At 60.9% G+C, this 18,978-nt stretch carries 22 protein-coding genes and 1 pseudogene; 6 read left to right on the forward strand and 17 right to left on the reverse strand.

From position 1 onward, the window contains the following. Positions 1–136: 136 nt before the first annotated feature. A complete protein-coding gene (locus tag ACZ1HA_RS11930; RefSeq protein ID WP_436398901.1) occupies positions 137–1,504 on the reverse strand; it encodes a 1-acyl-sn-glycerol-3-phosphate acyltransferase in 1,368 nt (455 codons plus the stop codon). Between the two features lie 167 nt (positions 1,505–1,671). Here ACZ1HA_RS11930 and ACZ1HA_RS11935 point away from each other — a divergent pair, with 167 nt between their 5' ends. The 3 genes from ACZ1HA_RS11935 to deoD all read left to right on the forward strand — a co-directional run bounded on the left by ACZ1HA_RS11935 (position 1,672) and on the right by deoD (position 4,775). After that, complete coding sequence (locus ACZ1HA_RS11935; RefSeq protein WP_436398899.1) at positions 1,672–3,639, forward strand: methylmalonyl-CoA mutase family protein; 1,968 nt, start codon at positions 1,672–1,674, stop codon at positions 3,637–3,639. Between the two features lie 95 nt (positions 3,640–3,734). Then, a complete protein-coding gene (locus ACZ1HA_RS11940; protein ID WP_375230329.1) occupies positions 3,735–4,067 on the forward strand; it encodes an H-NS histone family protein in 333 nt (110 codons plus the stop codon). A 3-nt stretch (positions 4,068–4,070) separates the two neighbouring features. Beyond that, complete coding sequence (gene deoD, locus ACZ1HA_RS11945) at positions 4,071–4,775, forward strand: purine-nucleoside phosphorylase (RefSeq protein WP_472714021.1); 705 nt, start codon at positions 4,071–4,073, stop codon at positions 4,773–4,775. Positions 4,776–4,984: 209 nt separating this feature from the next. Here deoD and ACZ1HA_RS11950 read toward each other — a convergent pair whose 3' ends face one another. Genes ACZ1HA_RS11950 through ACZ1HA_RS11960 form a run of 3 tightly spaced genes read right to left on the reverse strand, consistent with a single transcriptional unit; the run spans position 4,985 to position 6,831 of the window. After that, positions 4,985–5,830 carry an urea carboxylase-associated family protein gene (locus ACZ1HA_RS11950; protein WP_472714022.1) on the reverse strand — a complete coding sequence of 282 codons (846 nt, stop codon included), beginning with the start codon at positions 5,828–5,830 and terminating at the stop codon, positions 4,985–4,987. A gap of 57 nt (positions 5,831–5,887) precedes the next feature. Further along, on the reverse strand, positions 5,888–6,100 hold the full coding sequence (locus ACZ1HA_RS11955) for a hypothetical protein (RefSeq protein WP_472714023.1): 213 nt from the start codon (positions 6,098–6,100) through the stop codon (positions 5,888–5,890). A 17-nt stretch (positions 6,101–6,117) separates the two neighbouring features. Further along, entirely contained in the window at positions 6,118–6,831 is a 714-nt protein-coding gene (locus ACZ1HA_RS11960) for a hypothetical protein (RefSeq protein WP_472714024.1), read from the reverse strand. A gap of 288 nt (positions 6,832–7,119) precedes the next feature. On the opposite strand from ACZ1HA_RS11960, the gene ACZ1HA_RS11965 reads away from it, so the two are divergent. Beyond that, positions 7,120–7,836 carry a VPLPA-CTERM sorting domain-containing protein gene (locus ACZ1HA_RS11965; RefSeq protein ID WP_472714025.1) on the forward strand — a complete coding sequence of 239 codons (717 nt, stop codon included), beginning with the start codon at positions 7,120–7,122 and terminating at the stop codon, positions 7,834–7,836. A 68-nt stretch (positions 7,837–7,904) separates the two neighbouring features. Here ACZ1HA_RS11965 and ACZ1HA_RS11970 read toward each other — a convergent pair whose 3' ends face one another. From ACZ1HA_RS11970 to ACZ1HA_RS12000, 7 genes and pseudogenes are all read right to left on the reverse strand, one after another. Next, positions 7,905–8,684 carry a succinate dehydrogenase iron-sulfur subunit gene (locus tag ACZ1HA_RS11970; RefSeq protein ID WP_298837622.1) on the reverse strand — a complete coding sequence of 260 codons (780 nt, stop codon included), beginning with the start codon at positions 8,682–8,684 and terminating at the stop codon, positions 7,905–7,907. Between the two features lie 19 nt (positions 8,685–8,703). Beyond that, the gene (locus ACZ1HA_RS11975; RefSeq protein WP_472714026.1) at positions 8,704–9,033 is read right to left on the reverse strand and encodes a hypothetical protein; all 330 of its coding nucleotides are present in this window, start codon (positions 9,031–9,033) and stop codon (positions 8,704–8,706) included. Positions 9,034–9,123: 90 nt separating this feature from the next. Continuing rightward, positions 9,124–9,435 (reverse strand): hypothetical protein, encoded by a 312-nt coding sequence (locus tag ACZ1HA_RS11980; protein ID WP_472714027.1) that lies wholly within the window; start codon positions 9,433–9,435, stop codon positions 9,124–9,126. Beyond that, positions 9,435–11,241 (reverse strand): annotated as a pseudogene (gene sdhA, locus ACZ1HA_RS11985) (succinate dehydrogenase flavoprotein subunit). Before sdhA ends, ACZ1HA_RS11980 begins: the two are co-directional and overlap by 1 nt. Positions 11,242–11,299: 58 nt before the next feature. Next, complete coding sequence (gene sdhD / locus ACZ1HA_RS11990) at positions 11,300–11,671, reverse strand: succinate dehydrogenase, hydrophobic membrane anchor protein (RefSeq protein WP_298837636.1); 372 nt, start codon at positions 11,669–11,671, stop codon at positions 11,300–11,302. A gap of 10 nt (positions 11,672–11,681) precedes the next feature. Then, positions 11,682–12,065 (reverse strand): succinate dehydrogenase, cytochrome b556 subunit, encoded by a 384-nt coding sequence (sdhC, locus tag ACZ1HA_RS11995; protein ID WP_375230321.1) that lies wholly within the window; start codon positions 12,063–12,065, stop codon positions 11,682–11,684. A gap of 155 nt (positions 12,066–12,220) precedes the next feature. Further along, positions 12,221–12,865 carry a DUF1194 domain-containing protein gene (locus ACZ1HA_RS12000; protein ID WP_436398893.1) on the reverse strand — a complete coding sequence of 215 codons (645 nt, stop codon included), beginning with the start codon at positions 12,863–12,865 and terminating at the stop codon, positions 12,221–12,223. A 194-nt stretch (positions 12,866–13,059) separates the two neighbouring features. On the opposite strand from ACZ1HA_RS12000, the gene ACZ1HA_RS12005 reads away from it, so the two are divergent. After that, on the forward strand, positions 13,060–13,686 hold the full coding sequence (locus ACZ1HA_RS12005; protein WP_375230319.1) for a VPLPA-CTERM sorting domain-containing protein: 627 nt from the start codon (positions 13,060–13,062) through the stop codon (positions 13,684–13,686). A 244-nt stretch (positions 13,687–13,930) separates the two neighbouring features. On the opposite strand, the gene ACZ1HA_RS12010 is transcribed toward ACZ1HA_RS12005, so the two are convergent. From ACZ1HA_RS12010 to ACZ1HA_RS12030, 5 genes are read right to left on the reverse strand one after another with little or no spacing between them, the layout of a single operon-like run. Beyond that, positions 13,931–14,644, reverse strand: coding sequence for a DUF4344 domain-containing metallopeptidase (locus tag ACZ1HA_RS12010; protein ID WP_375230318.1), 714 nt, complete (start codon positions 14,642–14,644; stop codon positions 13,931–13,933). Between the two features lie 21 nt (positions 14,645–14,665). After that, positions 14,666–15,697, reverse strand: coding sequence for a MaoC family dehydratase (locus ACZ1HA_RS12015; RefSeq protein WP_436398890.1), 1,032 nt, complete (start codon positions 15,695–15,697; stop codon positions 14,666–14,668). Further along, positions 15,697–15,900 carry a DUF1737 domain-containing protein gene (locus ACZ1HA_RS12020; RefSeq protein WP_375230317.1) on the reverse strand — a complete coding sequence of 68 codons (204 nt, stop codon included), beginning with the start codon at positions 15,898–15,900 and terminating at the stop codon, positions 15,697–15,699. The genes ACZ1HA_RS12015 and ACZ1HA_RS12020 overlap by 1 nt, the downstream gene beginning before the upstream one ends. Before the next feature lie 13 nt (positions 15,901–15,913). Then, the gene (locus ACZ1HA_RS12025) at positions 15,914–16,471 is read right to left on the reverse strand and encodes an NnrU family protein (RefSeq protein ID WP_472714028.1); all 558 of its coding nucleotides are present in this window, start codon (positions 16,469–16,471) and stop codon (positions 15,914–15,916) included. A gap of 3 nt (positions 16,472–16,474) precedes the next feature. After that, positions 16,475–17,332, reverse strand: coding sequence for an HpcH/HpaI aldolase/citrate lyase family protein (locus ACZ1HA_RS12030; protein WP_472714029.1), 858 nt, complete (start codon positions 17,330–17,332; stop codon positions 16,475–16,477). Positions 17,333–17,667: 335 nt separating this feature from the next. Here ACZ1HA_RS12030 and ACZ1HA_RS12035 point away from each other — a divergent pair, with 335 nt between their 5' ends. Continuing rightward, complete coding sequence (locus tag ACZ1HA_RS12035) at positions 17,668–18,000, forward strand: hypothetical protein (RefSeq protein WP_375230314.1); 333 nt, start codon at positions 17,668–17,670, stop codon at positions 17,998–18,000. An 85-nt stretch (positions 18,001–18,085) separates the two neighbouring features. Here ACZ1HA_RS12035 and ACZ1HA_RS12040 read toward each other — a convergent pair whose 3' ends face one another. Continuing rightward, positions 18,086–18,841, reverse strand: a complete 756-nt coding sequence (locus tag ACZ1HA_RS12040; protein ID WP_472714030.1) for a sulfite exporter TauE/SafE family protein — start codon at positions 18,839–18,841, stop codon at positions 18,086–18,088. Positions 18,842–18,978: the final 137 nt, after the last annotated feature.

The raw sequence follows: 18,978 nt of genomic DNA on the forward strand, positions 1-18,978 counted from the left end.
CAGTCTCCAGCTAACGTAAAACATGCCGCACCGCAGAATCACGATGCCTCAGCACTGGAATATGCATGGCCACGAAATATTGCAACACCTGAAAGCTGCATTTTGTAATTTTATAACCGAGCAGGTGCAGAAAATCTCAGTTCTTTGCGTCTGCCTCCGCGAAACGATGCGCAATGGAGGCCGCATAGAAGTCCAGGACGGCTTCCTCGCCTAGGACCGGCTGCCAGACCCCGTCCGCGTCGGACAACACCCGATGCCGCTTCAGGCGCTGCAGGGCGTGAGCCACAGCCCCGGAGAATTCTTCCGGTGTCATCTCAGGCATATGCGGCGCGACCTTTTGCGCCAGTTCAGCAGCCGCCGCTGTTATGTCGTGCTCTGAGATCGGCGCGTCAGGCATCCGCAGGACATGCGCGACAAGCGGCACCACCAGCACCGGCATCGCGTCCTCAATGCGCTGCATCAGGCTGCCTGCCAGCTCTTCCACCGGCCGCTCCGGTCCGAAACGACGCAGCGACAGAGGCTCGCCGAAAACCACGGCAGCAGTCCCGAAACGCACATACCGGCCCCGCAGACCCTGCCAGAACTTTTTCAGAACAAAGCCGATCACCACTGAAATACGCGCGCCGAACCGCCGGTCACCGCGTTTTCCGGCTGCAATCAGAACGCGGTCTTCGAGAATCCGGTCATAGTTGATTGCCACCGGCACAAACACCACATCACGCCCGCCGGGGTCATACCCTTCGCGCAAATAGGTCAGCAAACCCATCTTGGGAGGCATCAGCCTGCCTGTCAGGCTCAGCCCGCCTTCGGGGAACACGCCCTGTGCGACGCCGCCCTGTGTCGCCATCTGAACGTACCGCGCCAGGACGCGGCGATAGAGAGCCCCTCGCGATTTGCGGCGGATAAAATAGGCTCCCATCATCCGGATCATGCGGCTGACCGGCCAGACGCGTGCCCATTCGCCAACAGCATATGACAGCGCAGAAGCGCGGGCCGCCAGATATGTCACCAGCACATAATCCATGTTGGAGCGATGGTTCATGATGAAAACGATAGTCGCATCCTTGGGAATACTGCGGATGACCTCGTCATTGCGGGGACCGGTCCAGACTTCGTAGATCGCGTTGACCAGAACACGAGCCATCCGGATACCAAGGCCAAAATAGGTAAAAGCGCTGAAACTGGGCACAATCTCACGCGCATAGATCCGGGCCTTTTCGAACCCCACGTTCTCGGGCACGCCGTGTTCCTGTGCATAATTGACGATTTCGCGGGTAACCTCGGGGTCATAGATCAGACGCTGTATCATGTCATAGCGGCGGGCCAGCTTGAACGGTTCAATCGGCCGGGTCAGGCGCTCATTGAGCCGCGATACCGCGCGTTCCAGACGCCTCCGGAAAAACCAGCGGACCGAGGGAAACAGGAAGTGCGACGCAAAAGTCACCGCCGCGAAAAGCAACACCAGCACAAAGAGCCAGAGCGGGATTTCAACCACTTGCGTCATACACCTGACCATTACAGGCTCTCTGGCGGGGGGCAAAGGCGAAAAACTCCCGCCCCCTGATGCTGCATTGCAATTGCCGCGCCGCGGCGAATTGACAACGGCATAAAATTGCAGTTATCAGTCACTCGGCGCAATAAAATTACAAGACTGATTCACGAGGACGCCCGATGACTGAGACCAGAAAGGACCGCCCCTGGCTGATCCGCACCTATGCCGGTCACTCAACGGCAAAGGCCTCAAACGCGCTTTACCGGTCGAACCTGGAAAAGGGTCAGACCGGGTTGTCCGTGGCTTTTGATCTGCCCACACAGACAGGTTATGACAGTGATCACGTACTGAGCCGTGGCGAGGTTGGCAAAGTCGGCGTGCCGGTCTGCCATCTGGGCGACATGCGTACGTTGTTCGACCAGATCCCGCTGGAACAGATGAACACCTCAATGACCATCAATGCGACGGCACCCTGGCTGCTGGCGCTTTATATTGCGGTTGCCGAGGAACAGGGCGCAGATGTCGCGGGGCTCCAGGGCACGGTTCAGAATGATCTGATCAAGGAATATCTCAGTCGCGGAACCTATATCTGTCCGCCCGCGCCCAGCCTGCGGATGATCGCGGATGTGGCCGAATACTGCTATACCAATGTCCCGAAATGGAACCCGATGAACGTGTGTTCCTATCACCTGCAGGAAGCGGGTGCTACGCCGGAGCAGGAACTGGCCTTTGCGCTGGCCACTGCGACCGCCGTTCTGGATGCGCTGAAACCGCGCGTGCCGGCAGAGGATTTCCCGGCCGTAGTCGGGCGTATTTCCTTCTTTGTGAATGCCGGCATCCGGTTTGTGACCGAGATGTGCAAGATGCGCGCCTTCGTGGACCTGTGGGACGAAATCTGCCGCGAGCGCTATGGAGTCGAAGACCCGAAGTTCCGGCGATTCCGGTATGGTGTGCAGGTCAACAGCCTCGGCCTGACCGAGCAGCAGCCTGAAAACAACGTCTACCGCATCCTGATTGAGATGCTGGCGGTGACTCTGTCCAAAAAGGCCCGCGCGCGCGCCGTACAGCTGCCAGCGTGGAACGAGGCGCTTGGCCTGCCGCGTCCGTGGGACCAGCAGTGGTCGATGCGGATGCAGCAGATCATGGCCTATGAGACCGACCTTCTGGAGTTTGACGATCTGTTTGACGGCAATCCGGCGGTCGATGCAAAGGTAGAAGCGCTGAAAGAAGGTGCCCGCCACGAGCTTGCCAATCTTGATGGTATGGGCGGCGCTATTGAGGCGATCGACTATATGAAAGCCCGGCTGGTCGACAGCAACTCCGAAAGGCTGGGGCGGATCGAAGCGGGCGAAACCGTGGTGGTCGGCGTGAACAAATGGCAAAAGGGCGAGCCCTCCCCGCTGATGACCGGCGATGGTGGCATTATGGTGGTCGATCCGGCTGTGGAGGCCGAACAGATCGAACGCCTGGAGGCATGGCGGTCTGCGCGGGATGCCGGTGCGGTAAAGGCCGCTCTGGCCGATCTGCGCGCAGCGGCCTCCGAGGGACGCAACATCATGCCACCGTCCATTGCAGCAGCCAAAGCCGGTGTAACCACGGGCGAATGGGCCGCCCAGATGCGCGCCGTGCACGGCGAATACCGCGGGCCGACCGGCGTGTCAGGGGCGCGCTCCAACCGGACCGAAGGGCTTGACGACCTGCGCGACGCGGTGGATGCGGTAAGCGACCGCCTTGGACGTCGCCTGAAATTCCTCGTCGGCAAACCCGGTCTCGACGGGCACTCAAACGGTGCCGAACAGATTGCCGTGCGCGCACGCGACTGTGGGATGGATATCGCCTATGAGGGTATCCGGCTCACGCCGGCAGAGATCGTCGCAGCGGCACGCGGGGATGATGCCCATGTCGTCGGACTGTCTATTCTGTCCGGATCGCACATTCCGCTGGTCGAGGACCTGATGGCTCAGATGCGCGCGGCGGGCCTGGGCCACATACCGGTCATCGTCGGCGGCATCATTCCCGACGATGACGCGGAGCGGCTGCGCGGCATGGGGGTCGCGCGGGTCTACACGCCCAAGGATTTTGAGCTGAACACCATCATGATGGATATCGTGACGCTCGCTGATCCGAAGGCTGTCGCGGCAGAATAGCCACCTTTTTCGCGCCTTACGTGCAGTTTTACCCGCAGACTTGTGCAAAAAGGTCTGTTGCATGTAATGCTTTGCGGCAAAGAGGAGGACAGGCGATGGCCGATCTGAAAACCATGAACCGCAAACAGCTCAAGCGCCTGATCGCAGATGCTCAGCGCGCGCTGAAAGCGATCGAGACAAAGGAAAAGCGTGAAGCGAAAAAGGCAGCGGAAAAAGCTGCAGCAAAATTCGGCTTCAGCCTGAACGACCTCGTCGGTGCTGCAAAGGGCGAAAAGCCAGCACGCAAAAAAAGGGCAACCACGCCGCCGAAAGCAAAATACGCAAACCCCGCGGACAGCAAGCAGACCTGGTCAGGGCGCGGACGCAAGCCCGGCTGGTTCACCGAGGCCATTGCGGCAGGTACGAGCGCTGACGCGATGGAGATCTGATCCATGACCATCCATATCGGCGCAAAGCCCGGCGACATCGCAGAAACCGTGCTCATGCCCGGCGATCCTTACCGCGCTAAATGGGCCGCTGAAACTTTTCTGGACGACGCGAAACTGGTGAACGAAGTCCGCGGGATGCTGGGCTTTACCGGCACCTGGCGCGGCAACCGGGTCACGATCCAGGGCTCCGGCATGGGCATGCCGTCCCTGTCGATCTACGCAAACGAGCTGATTTCAGAGTATAATGCGCAGACACTGATCCGCATCGGCTCCTGCGGCGGCATGCAGGCGCATGTGAATGTGCGGGACGTGATCATCGCCATGTCGGCCACAACGATCACCTCGCCGTCGTCGGGCATTTTCCGCGAGATCAACTTTGCCCCCACGGCCAGTTACGACCTGCTGGCCGCTGCCGTAACTGCCGCCGGAAACAGAGGCACCCCCACCCATGTGGGCGGTATCTATTCGTCAGACGTGTTCTATGCAGAACGGCCGGATCTGGATGAGCAGATGGTGCGGCATGGGATTCTGGGCGTCGAAATGGAAGCAGCAGAGCTCTATACGCTGGCCGCCCGCCACGGGCGCCGCGCGCTGGCGATCCTGACCGTAAGCGATCACCTGCAGACGGGTGAAGCGCTGCCGTCAGAGGACCGCGAGAAGACGTTCGGCGACATGGTCGAGATCGCTCTCGAAGCGGCCTTTACCTGACCCCTGGCGCAACGCCCGCTGCCCCTGACCCACCGGTCCGGGGCGTTTCGGCCTAACCCACTGACATTCAACAAAACCCCACGTCGGTATAACGTCGGTATTTTGTCGGTATTCTGTCGGTGGAAGGGTCGGTATCCGCCTGATACGCCGGTTTAACGGCGCGCACGCTGCGTAAATGTTAACACCTGCGGAACGCGCCGGGCGCGGGCTCATGCCCCATGCGTTCGGTCGTACCGGGACACGGGCGGGCTCTGCCAGCCCGCCAGACTGCCCTCTGCCGGCGCGAAGACCTCCACCAGCAGCGGGTGGCAGGCCGCCGCATCGCTGGAGTGCTCAGACGAACAGTCGCCGCCCGGACAGGCGCTGAGGTTCCCCAGGAGATCAATCTCGGCAAAGAACTCGATGTAGTCGCCGGGCCGCACCGGGCTGGCCTTCATGAAATACTGGCCGGTGTCCCGGGTGAAGCCAGTACACATGAAGACGTTCAGCACATCATGCACCAGCGGTTCGGCGTCGCTGCGCGGCACGCCCATGTGATCGGCCAGCGCGCGGGTCAGGTTAGAGTGACAACAGTGGTGATACTGGCCACCATCCGACAACAGCGTGTGGGTATAGGGGTCGCAGCGGGTCCCGATCACATCATGAACCGAGCCACCGAAGTCGTCGATGCCGTACCAGTTCAGCGTATCATGGGTGACCGTCGCCATGGGGCGCAGATGCGGGAAAGAGGACCACATACGCTCGCCGGTGGTGATATGCGTGCCGTGCAGAGCGCGGGTCTTGCCGGAATAAAACCGCTCGGAAAGGTCATGCGCGTTGTGCAGGTTCAGATCGCCCACCTGGGCCCCCTCGACCGAGGTGATGCGGAAAAAATGGCCTGCAGGCACATGAAAGGTGCGCGCCTCGCGCGGTGGCACAGTAACCTCGCCGGTTTTGGTCAGCGTGTCCCGGGCAGCTCCGTAAAGCGCCATATCCGGGACCGGCAGCGTTTCCACGGGATAGCAGATCACGGGCGCCACAGCACGGCGGGCCTCAGCATCGGCGGGGTGGGTCATGGGCGGCTCCTTTGCACCTGTCCAGGGCGTATCGCGTCAGACTGAACGCAACACGCACTAAACCTTTGGCAGGTTGGATTTGCAATCGCGCGGCGGGCCACCGGTGGCGGAAAACCCTTCTGCCCCGCAGGCTGCACAGCGGTATTTTTTGAGTTTCCCCCGGTCGCCGGTGTGATCCGCCCGCCAGCGACAGTTGCGCGTGGCTTTGTTGCGGCGCGCGAAAATCGCAACGATCACAAAGGCGATGATCAGACCGATAATGATATGCATAGAGCCCTGCTTTCTGTTCAGTCGCCCGTTGGTGCGCGTAGATCTCGGAACTCTTCAAACATGCCAAACTGGTTACCGACGTAGAGCACCACAAGTTCCAGAAAGTACGAGCCGAACAGGATCAGGTAGCTGATTACGGCAGCCATGAGAAAGACGGATACGAGTGACTGGTAAATCTGAAAGGTTGCGGCGGCGAGCGACCGTGCCCCAAGAAAACTGGCGATCACTGACGTTCCCGCCAGAGCAAGTATCGAACCGGCAAGCACCAGCACGGCCAGTCCTTCGTGTTCGGTGCCCGAAAAGAGAACAATGACAGACAAAAATGCCGCAAAAACTGCGATGAAAATTGAGACTGCAAACAGAGACCGGGCCAACCAAAGCGGCAATCGCGAAGAGTTCCACAACAGATCGGTCGTATCATCAACCAGATCTCTGATCCGGAAACTGCAGATGGTCAGGGATACAATGGTCAGCAGTTCCGGCAGGGGTGGTCTGAGCTCGATCAGGTCGAAACCCGCGATTTTCCGGAAGAAATTGATGATCAGCTCCCAGAAATGCGACATGAGCTGCCGCCATTCGAGAACAACAAAAGCCAGCGCATCCGACCACAGGCGCAGGTCCTCGAAGCGTGACAGGAGCGTCAGCGCAATCAGAACCACCGTGACCGGCCAGAAGCGTTGCGCCGCGTCCAAGACCCGCGTGATCAGGTTGCCGTCTTTTTGTTCACTCATAACCGGAGGTTACGCCAGGAACGGCGTATGCGGCAACCGCCTGTGGCGCGGGGTTTCGGCGCTTTGCGCCACACCACGCCCGAAGCCTGAGGCGCCACATTTCTGTTTTCGCGGCATGCCGTTTGTTGCGGCTGTTAACGGCGCGTGGAGGGGCGACCGGCGGCTGCGCGCACCTGTCCGAAGGGATAGCTGCATGACCGTAAGACGTGCCAAAACCACCCTTTGCCCATTCGCGTGACGGCCCGGGTTCTGCGATGTGTCTGATAACAGTACACAGGAGTAGAGATCATGAGCCTTTTGAAAACCATTGCATCAGCAGCGCTCGCCGCCGCCACGCTTTCCACCATGGCCGCCGCGGCAACGGTAGACATCATCAGAACAGACGGCCGCACGCAGACCACAGAGGGTCTGACAGGATACACCACCAGCGGCGCGGATATGGATGGCATGGTTGTCACCGCGGGTTTTGTGCAGGGTGGAAAACGCAGCGCTGTGTTCGGCACCACCGGCAACCGGGCGGGTGCGGCACAGGGCGATGGGTTTGCGCTGAGCTTTTCCGGGTTTTCAACTTTTTCATCGCCGTTTGAGCTGAGCGTGTCGCAGGGGGTTCTGTCCTGGCTGCAGATTGATGCGCTGCCGGGCGACACCGTTTTTGATACGGTGCGCAGTGTCACGGGCACACCAGGGAGTGTCTATGGAACCGTTTTCTCGCCCCGGACGACCCTGGACGGTACGGTTTCGGTGCTCTTCACCAACGCTCTGGCGCTCGCGGATGAGACGCCCGCCGGGGATCTTTATGGCACAATGCGGATCGGATTTGATCAGCTGACAGGCGGTGGCCTGCAGAGCGGCAGCAGCTTCAGCTTCGTTCAGGATACAGACAACCTGACCACACCCGCCGAACCGGTGATTTCCTCCGTACCGCTGCCCGCGGGCCTTCCCATGGTACTGAGCGGGCTGGTGGCCTTTGGCTTTATGAAACGCCTGCGGCAGACACGTTCCTGACGTCTGTCGCGAAACGGGCGCCGCGTTTCCCAAGGCGCCCGTTTCCTTTTGCAAGTGTCGTGCCCGGGTCAGACCCGGCGTTCGACCATCATTTTCTTGATATTCGCGATGGCTTCTGCCGGGTTCAGACCCTTGGGGCAGGTTTTCGCGCAGTTCATGATCGTGTGACAGCGGTAGAGTTTGAACGGATCCTCAAGATCGTCCAGACGTTCGCCCGTTGCTTCATCCCGGCTGTCGATGATCCAGCGGTAGGCGTGCAGCAGGGCTGCCGGCCCGAGGTAGCGGTCGCCGTTCCACCAGTAGCTGGGGCAGGACGTGGAACAGGACGCGCACATCACGCATTCATAGAGGCCGTCGAGTTTCTTGCGGTCCTCGATCGACTGTTTCCATTCCTTGGCCGGGCGGTTCGTTTTCGTTTCCAGCCAGGGCATGATACTGGCGTGCTGGGCGTAGAAGTGAGTGAGATCAGGGATCAGGTCCTTGACCACCGGCATATGCGGCAGAGGGTAGATTTTCACGTCACCCTTCACCTCGTCCATGCCATAGATACAGGCGAGCGTGTTGATCCCGTCAATGTTCATCGCGCAGGAGCCGCAGATGCCTTCGCGGCAGGAACGGCGGAAGGTCAGCGTCGGATCAATCTCGTTTTTGATCTTGATGAGCGCATCCAGGATCATCGGCCCGCAGGTGTCCATATCCACGAAATAGGTGTCCACCCGCGGGTTTTCGCCATCATCGGGGTTCCAGCGATATATCGAGAACTTGCGCAGGTTGGTGGCACCCTCCGGTTTCGGCCAGGTTTTGCCCGTGGTGACGCGGGAGTTCTTCGGGAGTTTCAGTTGAACCATGACGGGTCTCCTGTCTGTATCAGAGTGTCGCTGCTGCGGCCGGAGCGGCGGCAGCGAGGCATTGCTGGGTGGCCGGGCGTGCAAGCACGGCGCGGATGGTATCGGCGGTGCCCGCGTCGATTCCCGTCACAGCATCAGCGGCGAGGGACTGGACCTCGCTGGCATCCGCATTGTCGACCACACAGTCGGTGAAGGGCTGAAAGAGCGCCTTGGGCACCTGCGGAAAGTAGACCGCAAGCGCTTCGGGCAGGACGGTTTTGGCCGTGCTCCGGCCCGCCTGATCGGTGGCCTGCTGAATGTCGGCACAGGCCGAAAGAACGAGGCAAAGAGGAAGTATCAGTCTGATCATGCAGCCCACCTTGTCAAAAGAGTATCAAACACCGGGCACCGGCTCGACCCGCCGGAAAAGCACAGGATATCGGTCACCGCCCGGGTCACTTCAGCTTTTGTACGGGCAAAAGATATTGCCGCGGTAAAAACCATTGAACCCGTCCGGGCAGGACGGATGACGTGGTGCATTCAGCGCGCGCACGGGCAGATAGCAGTACTGGTCACCGTAATAGTGGCCCCGTTCCAGCACAGGACAGCGGCCAAAGGGATCGCGATGCAGACGGCCCGCGCTGAGCCCGGCACCGCCGCTGCTGTGTTTGCCGCCGTGATACGACTGGTCCGTCAGCCCGCCCGCAAAGGACGCGCCGGGCAGCGCAACGCTGATCAGCGAAGCCGCGATAATTCCGGTCAGTTTCCGCATCAGAAGGTCCTCTTCTTGGGGGCGATTTTCTTGGGGTCGATGCCGCCGTCATTGTGGCTCGTGAGCGGCTGTTCGTGCACACCGCGATATCCCAGCGACGCCTTGTTGCCCTTAAACCAGATCAGCGAGTGTTTCCGCCAGTTCTCATCATCGCGCTCGGGGAAATCCTCGTGCGCGTGGGCACCACGGCTTTCCTTGCGCGCCTCGGCGCCCACGATGGTGGCCACCGCATTCGGGATGAGGTTGGCGAGCTCCAGTGTCTCCATCAGGTCGGAGTTCCAGACAAGGCTGCGGTCGGTGACGCCGACATCGGCCCATTTGCCTGCGACTTCCTCCATCGCCTTTTTGCCTGCCGCCAGCGTGTCATTGGCGCGGAACACGGCCGCATCCTTCTGCATGGTCTGCTGCATTTCGAGGCGCAGCTCCGCCGTAGGCGTATGGCCCTTGGCGTAGCGGGTGTTGTCGAACCGGTCGAGAGCCGCATCAATGGATTTCTGGTTCGGTGTCGGTACCGCGCTGTCGGGATCGACGATCTTGCCCGCACGGATGGCCGCAGCCCGGCCAAAGACCACAAGGTCAATGAGCGAGTTGGAGCCCAGTGCGGTTCGCCCCGTGCACGGAGGCACAGCCCGCCTCGCCCACAGCCATCAGGCCCGGGCTGACACGGTCGGGATCATCCGATGTCGGCGCCAGCACCTCGCCCCAGTAGTTCGTCGGAATACCGCCCATATTATAGTGTACGGTCGGCAGGACGGGGATCGGCTCTTTGTTGAGGTTCACACCCGCAAAGACCCGCGCGCTTTCCGAAATGCCCGGCAGGCGCAGCTGCAGCGTTTCGGGCGGCAGGTGGTTGAGGTTCAGGTGGATGTGATCGCCATTGGCCCCCACACCACGGCCCTCGCGGATTTCCATGGTCATGCAGCGGCTGACATAATCGCGGGGCGCGAGGTCTTTGTACTGTGGCGCATAGCGCTCCATGAAGCGCTCGCCTTCGGAGTTGGTCAGGTAACCGCCCTCGCCGCGCGCGCCTTCGGTGATCAGACAGCCCGCGCCGTAGATGCCGGTCGGGTGGAACTGAACGAATTCCATGTCCTGCAGAGGCAGGCCCGCGCGCGCGGTCATGCCACCACCGTCACCGGTGCAGGTATGCGCGGAGGTCGCCGAGAAATAGGCACGGCCGTAACCTCCCGTGGCCAGCACGACCATCTTGGAGGCAAAAAGGTGCAGCGTGCCGTCATCGAGTTTCCAGCAGAGCACACCCTGACAGACACCATCGTCCGACATGATCAGGTCGATGGCGAAATATTCGATATAGAATTCCGCGTTATTCTTGAGCGACTGGCCGTAAAGCGTGTGCAGGATCGCATGGCCTGTCCGGTCAGCGGCGGCGCAGGTCCGCTGCACGGCGGGGCCTTCACCGAATTCGGTGGTGTGGCCGCCAAAGGGACGCTGGTAGATCTTGCCTTCTTCGGTCCGGCTGAACGGCACGCCGTAGTGTTCCAGCTCGTAGACCGCCTTGGGGGCTTCGCGCGCGAGGTATTCCATCGCGTCCGTATCGCCCAGCCAGTCGGAGCCTTTGACGGTGTCATACATGTGCCACTGCCAGTTGTCCGGGCCCATGTTTGACAGCGAGGCGGCGATACCGCCCTGGGCTGCAACAGTGTGCGAGCGGGTCGGGAAGACCTTGGTCACACAGGCGGTGCGCAGACCCTGTTCGGCCATACCGAGCGTCGCGCGCAGCCCGGCACCACCAGCGCCGACAACGACGACATCGTATTCATGTGTTTCGTATTCATATGCAGCCATGGAGTTTCTCCCGGATGTGTCAGGTGCGCGCGATGCAGTGTCCCGCGCGGAATGTCATTCAGAGGGCCAGACGCACGATGGCGTAGAGACCGGTGGCCATGGCCGCATAAGAGAGGCAGGTCATGGCAATAATGGCGATCTTCTGGGCCACCCCGTGCACGTAATCCTCGATGAGGATCTGCACGCCGCCCGCAAAGTGCCGGAAGCCCACGATGAAGGTCAGCGCCGCAACAACCGCCGGGAACGGGCGGGCGAAGTATGCAGTGACTTCTTCATAGGACGCGCCCAGCATCGGGCCGAATGTGAAGACGAAGAGCGGGATAAGGATCAGCAGTGCACCGGAACTCACGGTCATCGACCAGTGATGTTCGGTGCCGGATTTTGCCGAGCCGAGGCCTGTGGCGCGTTTGCGGTCTGTCAGATAGCTCATGGCGCCCTCCTTATACGATGATGATGGTCAGCAGGGTCAGCACGAAAGAGCCGCCGATCACTGCATAGCCAAGTTTATAGGCCGTCTCGAGATCGAGGCCGACGCCCTGGTCCCAGATCAGGTGCCGGACACCCGCCAGCGTATGGTACCACAGACCCCAGACGGACAGCAGCATGACCAGATCGCCAAACCAACTGGTCAGCACCCCGTCAGCAACAGCAAAATATTCGGGCGATGTTGCCGCCGCGAGGAACCACCAGACCACCAGCAGCGACGAGATCAGCAGCGCATTGCCGGTGATCCGCGTCAGGATGGATGTCATGGAGGTCAGCTGGGGGCGGTAGATTGCCAGGTGCGGTGACAGGGGCCGGTTGCCCCGATTCACATCAGCCATATCAGATTCCTTTTGTTCCCTGCGCGTATTAGTACCTGATCCTGCGGTTTTGTCACCCGGGCCACCTGTCGCGGGGCGCGGTTATTTGGCGCGGATTGGAACTTTTTCGTTCACTTTTCACTTTTGTGATCACATGGAAAAGAACTGTGATCACATTACGGAAAGCTACTGAGCTGGCGTGTCGTCTCACGCTGCAGTTTGCGGCGGATCTGTTCGGGATAATCCTCGAATCCATCCGCGGTGATCACAAAGGCGCCCTCGCCCATGATCAGGTTCTCAAAAAACCAGGCCGTCAGGTCGGTTTCATCCGTCTCGATGGCCAGCGCGTTCACGGTGACCCCGAGTTCCTTTAGAGCGGGGTGGCGGTCGCGCGGGTCAGGGCCCTCATTTGAGATACCATCGCCTGAGACGTCGATCACGCGGCGCGTGCAGTGCGGCACCTGGCGCAGCGCCGTTTCCGCCGCGGTCAGCGCCTCGCCGATCGCCGTGGAGAAGTTCCGCCAGACCCTTTTGTTGCCAGCAACCGCATCCGCCAGCGCCAGTGCCTCCTCTCCGGAGCGGACCGGGGTCCAGGGGATGGTCTGGCGTTGTCGTGACGAGCCGGTCCACTGGATCAGCGTGACCATGGCCTCCTGGCTGATCAGCGCGTCGATGACGATACCGTCCTGCAGCGCGTCTGCCAGCCCGTCCATCTGGATGCGGAATTCCTGCTCATCTACCGATCCGGATACATCAACCGCCAATACCAGCGCCAGCTGACAGGCAGCAGCGGGAGGCGCGCAGAACAGCGCGAGTATCATGGCAGATATCCGGATCACAGGACCGAGCCTAGCAAAGCGCGCCGTCGTGTCACCTGAAAAGACGGTGAAAAGAAACCGGCCTCAGACGTCCTTCTGCGCGCCCCGGCTGAGCGCGGAGAAAGCTTGACTCAGCAGCGCGGCTGGCTAGGGTGGAAAAGTTAATAATAAGTTAATGATCTTTCAGGGGGTTAAAGATGATCAGAAATATCCTCGCCTCAGCCTGTCTGGTGGCGGCAGCCACAGCGGCAGATGCAACAACAACCGTAAACTTTGTCACCAGTGGGCCGGATTCGGCGACCACGGCAGGCTTTTTCAGCTTGTCGGTGAGCAGCACTGACGGTCAGTCCGTGTCATCCATTTCAATCGATCTCAGCCCTTCGGCGGGCGCATTTTTCGATTTTGACGGAAGTGGCAGCTTCGACGACGCAACCGCGCCGGTGTTTTCCGGCCTCAGCGGTGTGACAGAGAGCGACATTACCCTGGGGTTCGTCGGACCGGCCTCTAGCCCGACAGAGCTGATCCTGAACTTTGCTGCCGGAACCTTTGCGGATGGCGATTCACTGCTTTTCGGCGCGGACACAGACAGCTTCTTCGGCGGGCCGCCTAATCCGGGTGGCGATTTCGGGGACGCCGGGGTACTGGTCAATGCAACGGTCGGCGGCACAACGCGGTCTTCGTCCTTCACGAAGGTCAGCGACAACGTCTCGGTGGCCCGAATCGAATTTGACGTACAGGTCGTCCCACTGCCTGCAGGACTGCCGCTGCTGATGGGTGGACTTGCTGCCTTTGGCCTGATCCGCGGCGCAAGACGGAAGGCATAAGCGGGTTCAAATCCGGCGCGATGTGACATTCTGAACCGGACGGCACGATCAAGTGCCGTCCGGTTTTCTGTTTTCGGCCCCTGCCCCGGTTCTCCAAACCGCTTTCCTGCAGCTTCGGGATGCCGCAACACGCGGGCCGCCCCCCAGAGCGCCTGCGGCACAGGAACGGGAGCCAGTGCAGGCGGTTTGAGGTTCGTTCGGGCGCAGATCTCCCTGTAGACATCCGTCAGACTGCGCCAGCTTTTCAGAAATCTGCGAGCGTGCGCAGGTAATCGTCCAGTTCAGAGCAGATGGTGATGCGTCGGATGCCCGGATCATAAAACCCGTTTGCCTCGCCACAGTCCTCCACCACCATATCCACCTGGTCCGGCAGCGCGAAATCCGTGTTGAGCGCTGCAACCTCATCAGCGATCAGGGCACCGATCAGCGTGTCCCGGGGCCCCGCGTAAACCATGGACCGCGCGCCACCTTCTGACGCGATATCGTCCAGCACCGGCCCCCAGCTGTCATTGGCCAGGTCAAATTCTTCTTCGCAGGTCTCGGCGCGCTCGTCGGGCAGGCTGAGTTCCCGGGCCAGATCCTCACGGGCTTCGGGGTTCGCGCCATAAAACAGGCAGATCATCGTATAGTAGCGCTGCAGATCGGGGCCATGCACATCCCAGTACGCCGGCTCGTTTTCCTGTGCCTCGCCCAGAAAGCCGAAGGCAGCGTCGTATATAATGTCGGATGCCTCCTGCTCTTCGTAGAACGCATCAATCAGCAGAACGCTCAGCACATCGGCTGCGTCTTCTTCCTGGCCAAACACCGGCAGGGCCAGCACATCAATCAGCGCATGACCCATCTCGTGATAGAGAATGGCCAGGACATTGGACCGCACGAAGGCATCTTCGCGTTCAGACGCATGCACTGCGCCACAGAGCCAAATCAGTACCCAACATGCTGCAACAAGACGTTTCATACCATGCGTCCTTTTAGCGGGTCAGACGGGCATCAGCGCCCAGTAATCCAGATCGAGCAGGACCTCTGGCAGATACCGGCCATCTTCCCCGCGCAGCCGGAACGGATCGCCGCCCTTTGTCGCCACCAGTCTCAGCCGGATGGCGCCGACGCCCGGTGCATCGGTTTCGGCCTTGTCCAGCACTTCTGACCAGGCGCGCACCGTATCGCCTGCAAGGCAGGGGTTGGCGTGGGCGCCGCTGTTGATGCCTGCAATCATCTGCGCATTGGAGAGTCCATTGAAGCTGAGCGCCCGGGCCATCGAGATGACGTGGCCGCCGTAGATCAGCCGCGAGCCGTCGGCACGGGCGGAGGTATCGAAATGCACTTTGGCGGTGTTCTGCCAGAGGCGCGTGGCCATCATGTGTTCGGCTTCCTCGATCGTCACGCCATCAACGTGGTCGATCTGTTCGCCTATCGCGTAGTCGCCCCAGCGGTGCGGTTCGCCCGCCAGCGTGGTATCATAGTCCGAGAAATCGAGGCCTTCGGGCACCACTAGGCGATCCGCCGGAACAGCATCGCTGAGATCGGGGATAACCGGCGCGGGTGCAGGTGCATCAGCGTCCCGTTTGCGCACCATGACCCAGCGCACATATTCCAGCACCGTTGTGTCGTGCTGGTTCAGCCCGCGGGTCCGCACCCAGACGACACCGGTTTTGCCATTTGAGTTCTGTTTGACGCCAATCACTTCGGATTCCGCGCGCAGCGTATCGCCCGGCCAGACGGGCGCCAACCAGCGGCCTTCGGCATACCCCAGATTTGCAACCGCGTTCAGCGAGATATCCGGAACCGTTTTGCCGAAAACCACATGAAAAGCGATCATGTCGTCGATTGGGCTGGCCGGAAGCCCGGAGGCCCGGGCGAACTGGTCGGAGGAATACAGGGCGTGCCGCGCCGGGTAGAGCGCATGATAGAGCGCCCTTTCGCCCCCCGAGAGCGTGCGCGGGACAGCATGGCGGATCACTTCACCGATGGTGTAATCCTCGAAAAACCGGCCCGGATTGGTTTTGGCCATTACTGCGCCCCCAGCTTTGTGTCGGGTGTGTAGGTGCCCGGGGCTTCTTTGACCACGGCCTGGCCACAGCGCATCACACCGGCGGCGTGATCCCAGGTCTGGGTCGGGCTGCCGTGCAGTTCCCAGCCCTTGTTCAGTGCCTCGGTCACCTTGTGGCAGAAAGCGGATGTGTCCTCTTCAGAGAGGAAACGGTAGAGTTTCATGTGTGCCTCGTATTCAGGAGGGGAACGGCCAGACGCCCAGCCAGATATGAATGCCTGCCACGGCGGCAAATAGCACCAGCGAGATCACGGCAAGCCGGATATATGTGGCGCGTCCCGCAGGTTCGGGCGCGGTCCAGTCCGGTTCCGCACGGTTGATCAGGATGACAGAGCCCACAGCCCAGGCGAGCAGGCCGCCAAACAGGATCACAGAGGCCAGATCACCGTTCACCAGCAAGTGTGCTGCGGCCCAGATCTTGAAACCGGTCAGCTGTGGGTGGCGCAGTTTGTAGGCAGGCCAGGCTTTGGCGCCTTTGGCCGCAGAGGAGCCGTAAACCCAGAATGCCAGCAGCATCAGGGTGTTATTGACGTGCACCATAAAGGCGGGTGGGTTCCAGACTGGGATGAAGTTTGCCGCGCGGTAGCCCAGGATCATCAGCACCAGGCCCGCAACGATGCCCAGCGCCACGATGCCCTTGCCCGGGGTCCCCAGTGCGGCGCGGTGGTCCGGCTGCAGGCGTTTGAAGTAATGTGCGCCCGTCCAGAGGATCAGGCCGGCGATTATCAGGAACATGGGTTACTCCGCCATCATTGCTTTGATTGCCTCGGACTTTGCCAGCGTTTCGCGCGCGGTTGCAACATGCAGATTTTCGACGATCTTTCCGTCCACGACAGCGACGGCCTCACCAGCGGCGATGGCCGCGTCATAGGCTGCGATCTGGCGCGCGGCGAGGTCGATGTCTTCGGGTGTCGGCGAAAAGGCCGCATTGGCGATAGCAACCTGCGCCGGATGGATCAGCGTCTTGCCGTCAAAGCCCATATCCCGGCCCTGAGCACATTCTGCCGCGAGCCCCTCGTCATCTTTGAAGGCGTTATAGACACCATCCACGATGGCAACCCCATGTGCCTTGGCCGCCAGCAGGCACAGAGAGAGACCACCCATGAGCGGCAGGCGGTCCGCCCGGAACCGCGCGCCCATGTCCTTGGCCAGATCGTTGGTGCCCATGACCATGCCCTCAAGCCGGTCGTGTGCGGCGATGGCTGCGGCATTGAGCATGCCGAGCGGCGTTTCCATCATGGCCCAGAGCGGCAGGTCGCTGGTCAGCGCGGCCAGCGCATCCAGATCCGCTGGTGTGTCCGCTTTGGGCAGCAGCACCGCATCTGCGCCCATACCGGCAGCGGCCCGGGCATCGGCCTCCCCCCATTCGGTGTTCAGCGCATTGATGCGCACGATCTTCATGCGCGCGCCGTATCCGCCCGTGGCCAGCGCGGCAGCAAGCGTGTCGCGCGCGGCCATTTTTTCGTCCGGCGCCACGGCATCCTCAAGATCGAAGATGATGGCATCCACAGGCAGCGTCCGGGCTTTTTCCAGCGCCCGCTCCTTTGAGGCGGGGATATAAAGCACAGATCGTAGCGGGCGGGCAGCGGTGGTCATTTGTGTCTCCAGTCAGGATCAGCGGCCGTTCGGCGCGATATATTGTTGCGCGGACAGACGCATTTTTTTGCACAAAATACAAGCAGAATTGCGCTGCGGCGCAGCAAATTTCAAATTCGATCCTTTTGCGGACGCCCGGTTAACCATTATTTCAGGCCTCAGGCGGATGTTGATGGCGTTCTCTGACTGCGGGCAGATGGTTTTCCGGTTAAAAGGCCGGGCTTATTCCGGAGAGATCAGAGGCATCAACTTGAACCGGGGCCGCCCGGTCATCGCCGGGAAACGGCAAAGCAGATGACAGCGGGTGCCGCCTTTCGAATGAAGGCAGACACGTTATGAAACGCACATCAAAGATACTGCATCTCGGTGCACTGACTGCGGCGGCAGCGCTGTGGATTTCGTCAACAACAGATGCAGCAGCACAGAATTCGCGCAACTGTGGCCCGCGTGAGGCAGTGGTCGACCGGCTTGCCGATGGCTATGGCGAGACCCGCCAGTCCATGGGTCTGGGCGCAAATAATGCGGTGGTCGAGGTGTTCGCCTCGGACGAAACAGGCACCTGGACGATCACAGTGACCACACCGAATGGCATGACATGCCTCGTGGCATCCGGACAGTCGTTTGAGGCGCTGGCCGAAGCCCTGCCCGCCAAAGGCAACGACGCCTGAAAAACACAGGTGGGCAAACGTCCACCTGAAGATAACATCTGAAATAAAGACGCCGCAGCGGTGGGATTTCCCGTTGCAGGCAGGTTCAGAAGAGGCCGTCCCAGATCAGTTTGCCACCCGTTATGGTGAGCAGCACGTAGGTCAGGCCGAAAAAGAACCTCTCTGACACCAGGGTGTGGGCGCGCACACCGAGCCAGGCCCCAAGAAGCGCAAACGGTGCAAGGTACAGATTGGCAAGTGCGGTATCCGCCGTAAACATCCCCAGCCAGGCATAGGGGATGAATTTCCCGATGTTTACGATCCAGAATACCAGCACTGTGGTGGCCTGATATTCCGTCTTCCCCAGCTTTTTCGACAACAGATAAACTGCCGCCGGCGGCCCGCCCGCGTGGCTGACAAAGGACGTGAAACCCGCAGCCACCCCCGCCGCGGCACCGGCCGCGGGTGACATCTGCGCCCGCGGTCCGGCCAGCAGCCCCCGCCGCACCGCATATTGCCAGGCCACGAATCCCACGGCGATCGCACCGATCAGAACGCGGAAATGATCGGGCTCGGTCACGCGGTAGAGAAGGGCGCCAAGCGCCACACCGGGCACAGCACCCAGGATCAGCAGGCGCGCGGCCTCCGGATCCCAGCGTTTCCAGTAGGGGCGCAGCGTGCTGACATCGATCAGCATCAGCAGCGGCAGCATCACGGCAAGTGCCTGCCCCGGCTCAATCACCAGCGCCAGCATCGCGGCGGAGGCGAAGGCGGCGCCGGAGCCGAATCCCCCTTTTGAGATGCCCGCAAAAATGACCGCGGGGCCCGCTACGGCAAAAAAGGAAAGGTCCATCACCAGCATGCGGCAACACCTGACGGGAAAAATCCGGGATGTCCATGCCCGCCCCCCGCCGATGCTGCGGTGCGGAGTAAACTTGCGCTGCGTGCCGTGATTGGATAGCAGGATGCCAATCTAAACCGCATGCGGAGCATTCACCA

This window comes from Roseobacter sp. S87 (genome assembly GCF_055693285.1).

Coding starts and splice junctions, on each gene's coding strand:
- ACZ1HA_RS11930 (WP_436398901.1), bottom strand. CDS start 1,504: ATGACGCAAGTGGTTGAAATCCCGCTCTGGCTCTTTGTGCTGGTGTTG.
- ACZ1HA_RS11935 (WP_436398899.1), top strand. CDS start 1,672: ATGACTGAGACCAGAAAGGACCGCCCCTGGCTGATCCGCACCTATGCC.
- ACZ1HA_RS11940 (WP_375230329.1), top strand. CDS start 3,735: ATGGCCGATCTGAAAACCATGAACCGCAAACAGCTCAAGCGCCTGATC.
- deoD (WP_472714021.1), top strand. CDS start 4,071: ATGACCATCCATATCGGCGCAAAGCCCGGCGACATCGCAGAAACCGTG.
- ACZ1HA_RS11950 (WP_472714022.1), bottom strand. CDS start 5,830: ATGACCCACCCCGCCGATGCTGAGGCCCGCCGTGCTGTGGCGCCCGTG.
- ACZ1HA_RS11955 (WP_472714023.1), bottom strand. CDS start 6,100: ATGCATATCATTATCGGTCTGATCATCGCCTTTGTGATCGTTGCGATT.
- ACZ1HA_RS11960 (WP_472714024.1), bottom strand. CDS start 6,831: ATGAGTGAACAAAAAGACGGCAACCTGATCACGCGGGTCTTGGACGCG.
- ACZ1HA_RS11965 (WP_472714025.1), top strand. CDS start 7,120: ATGAGCCTTTTGAAAACCATTGCATCAGCAGCGCTCGCCGCCGCCACG.
- ACZ1HA_RS11970 (WP_298837622.1), bottom strand. CDS start 8,684: ATGGTTCAACTGAAACTCCCGAAGAACTCCCGCGTCACCACGGGCAAA.
- ACZ1HA_RS11975 (WP_472714026.1), bottom strand. CDS start 9,033: ATGATCAGACTGATACTTCCTCTTTGCCTCGTTCTTTCGGCCTGTGCC.
- ACZ1HA_RS11980 (WP_472714027.1), bottom strand. CDS start 9,435: ATGCGGAAACTGACCGGAATTATCGCGGCTTCGCTGATCAGCGTTGCG.
- sdhD (WP_298837636.1), bottom strand. CDS start 11,671: ATGAGCTATCTGACAGACCGCAAACGCGCCACAGGCCTCGGCTCGGCA.
- sdhC (WP_375230321.1), bottom strand. CDS start 12,065: ATGGCTGATGTGAATCGGGGCAACCGGCCCCTGTCACCGCACCTGGCA.
- ACZ1HA_RS12000 (WP_436398893.1), bottom strand. CDS start 12,865: ATGATACTCGCGCTGTTCTGCGCGCCTCCCGCTGCTGCCTGTCAGCTG.
- ACZ1HA_RS12005 (WP_375230319.1), top strand. CDS start 13,060: ATGATCAGAAATATCCTCGCCTCAGCCTGTCTGGTGGCGGCAGCCACA.
- ACZ1HA_RS12010 (WP_375230318.1), bottom strand. CDS start 14,644: ATGAAACGTCTTGTTGCAGCATGTTGGGTACTGATTTGGCTCTGTGGC.
- ACZ1HA_RS12015 (WP_436398890.1), bottom strand. CDS start 15,697: ATGGCCAAAACCAATCCGGGCCGGTTTTTCGAGGATTACACCATCGGT.
- ACZ1HA_RS12020 (WP_375230317.1), bottom strand. CDS start 15,900: ATGAAACTCTACCGTTTCCTCTCTGAAGAGGACACATCCGCTTTCTGC.
- ACZ1HA_RS12025 (WP_472714028.1), bottom strand. CDS start 16,471: ATGTTCCTGATAATCGCCGGCCTGATCCTCTGGACGGGCGCACATTAC.
- ACZ1HA_RS12030 (WP_472714029.1), bottom strand. CDS start 17,332: ATGACCACCGCTGCCCGCCCGCTACGATCTGTGCTTTATATCCCCGCC.
- ACZ1HA_RS12035 (WP_375230314.1), top strand. CDS start 17,668: ATGAAACGCACATCAAAGATACTGCATCTCGGTGCACTGACTGCGGCG.
- ACZ1HA_RS12040 (WP_472714030.1), bottom strand. CDS start 18,841: ATGCTGGTGATGGACCTTTCCTTTTTTGCCGTAGCGGGCCCCGCGGTC.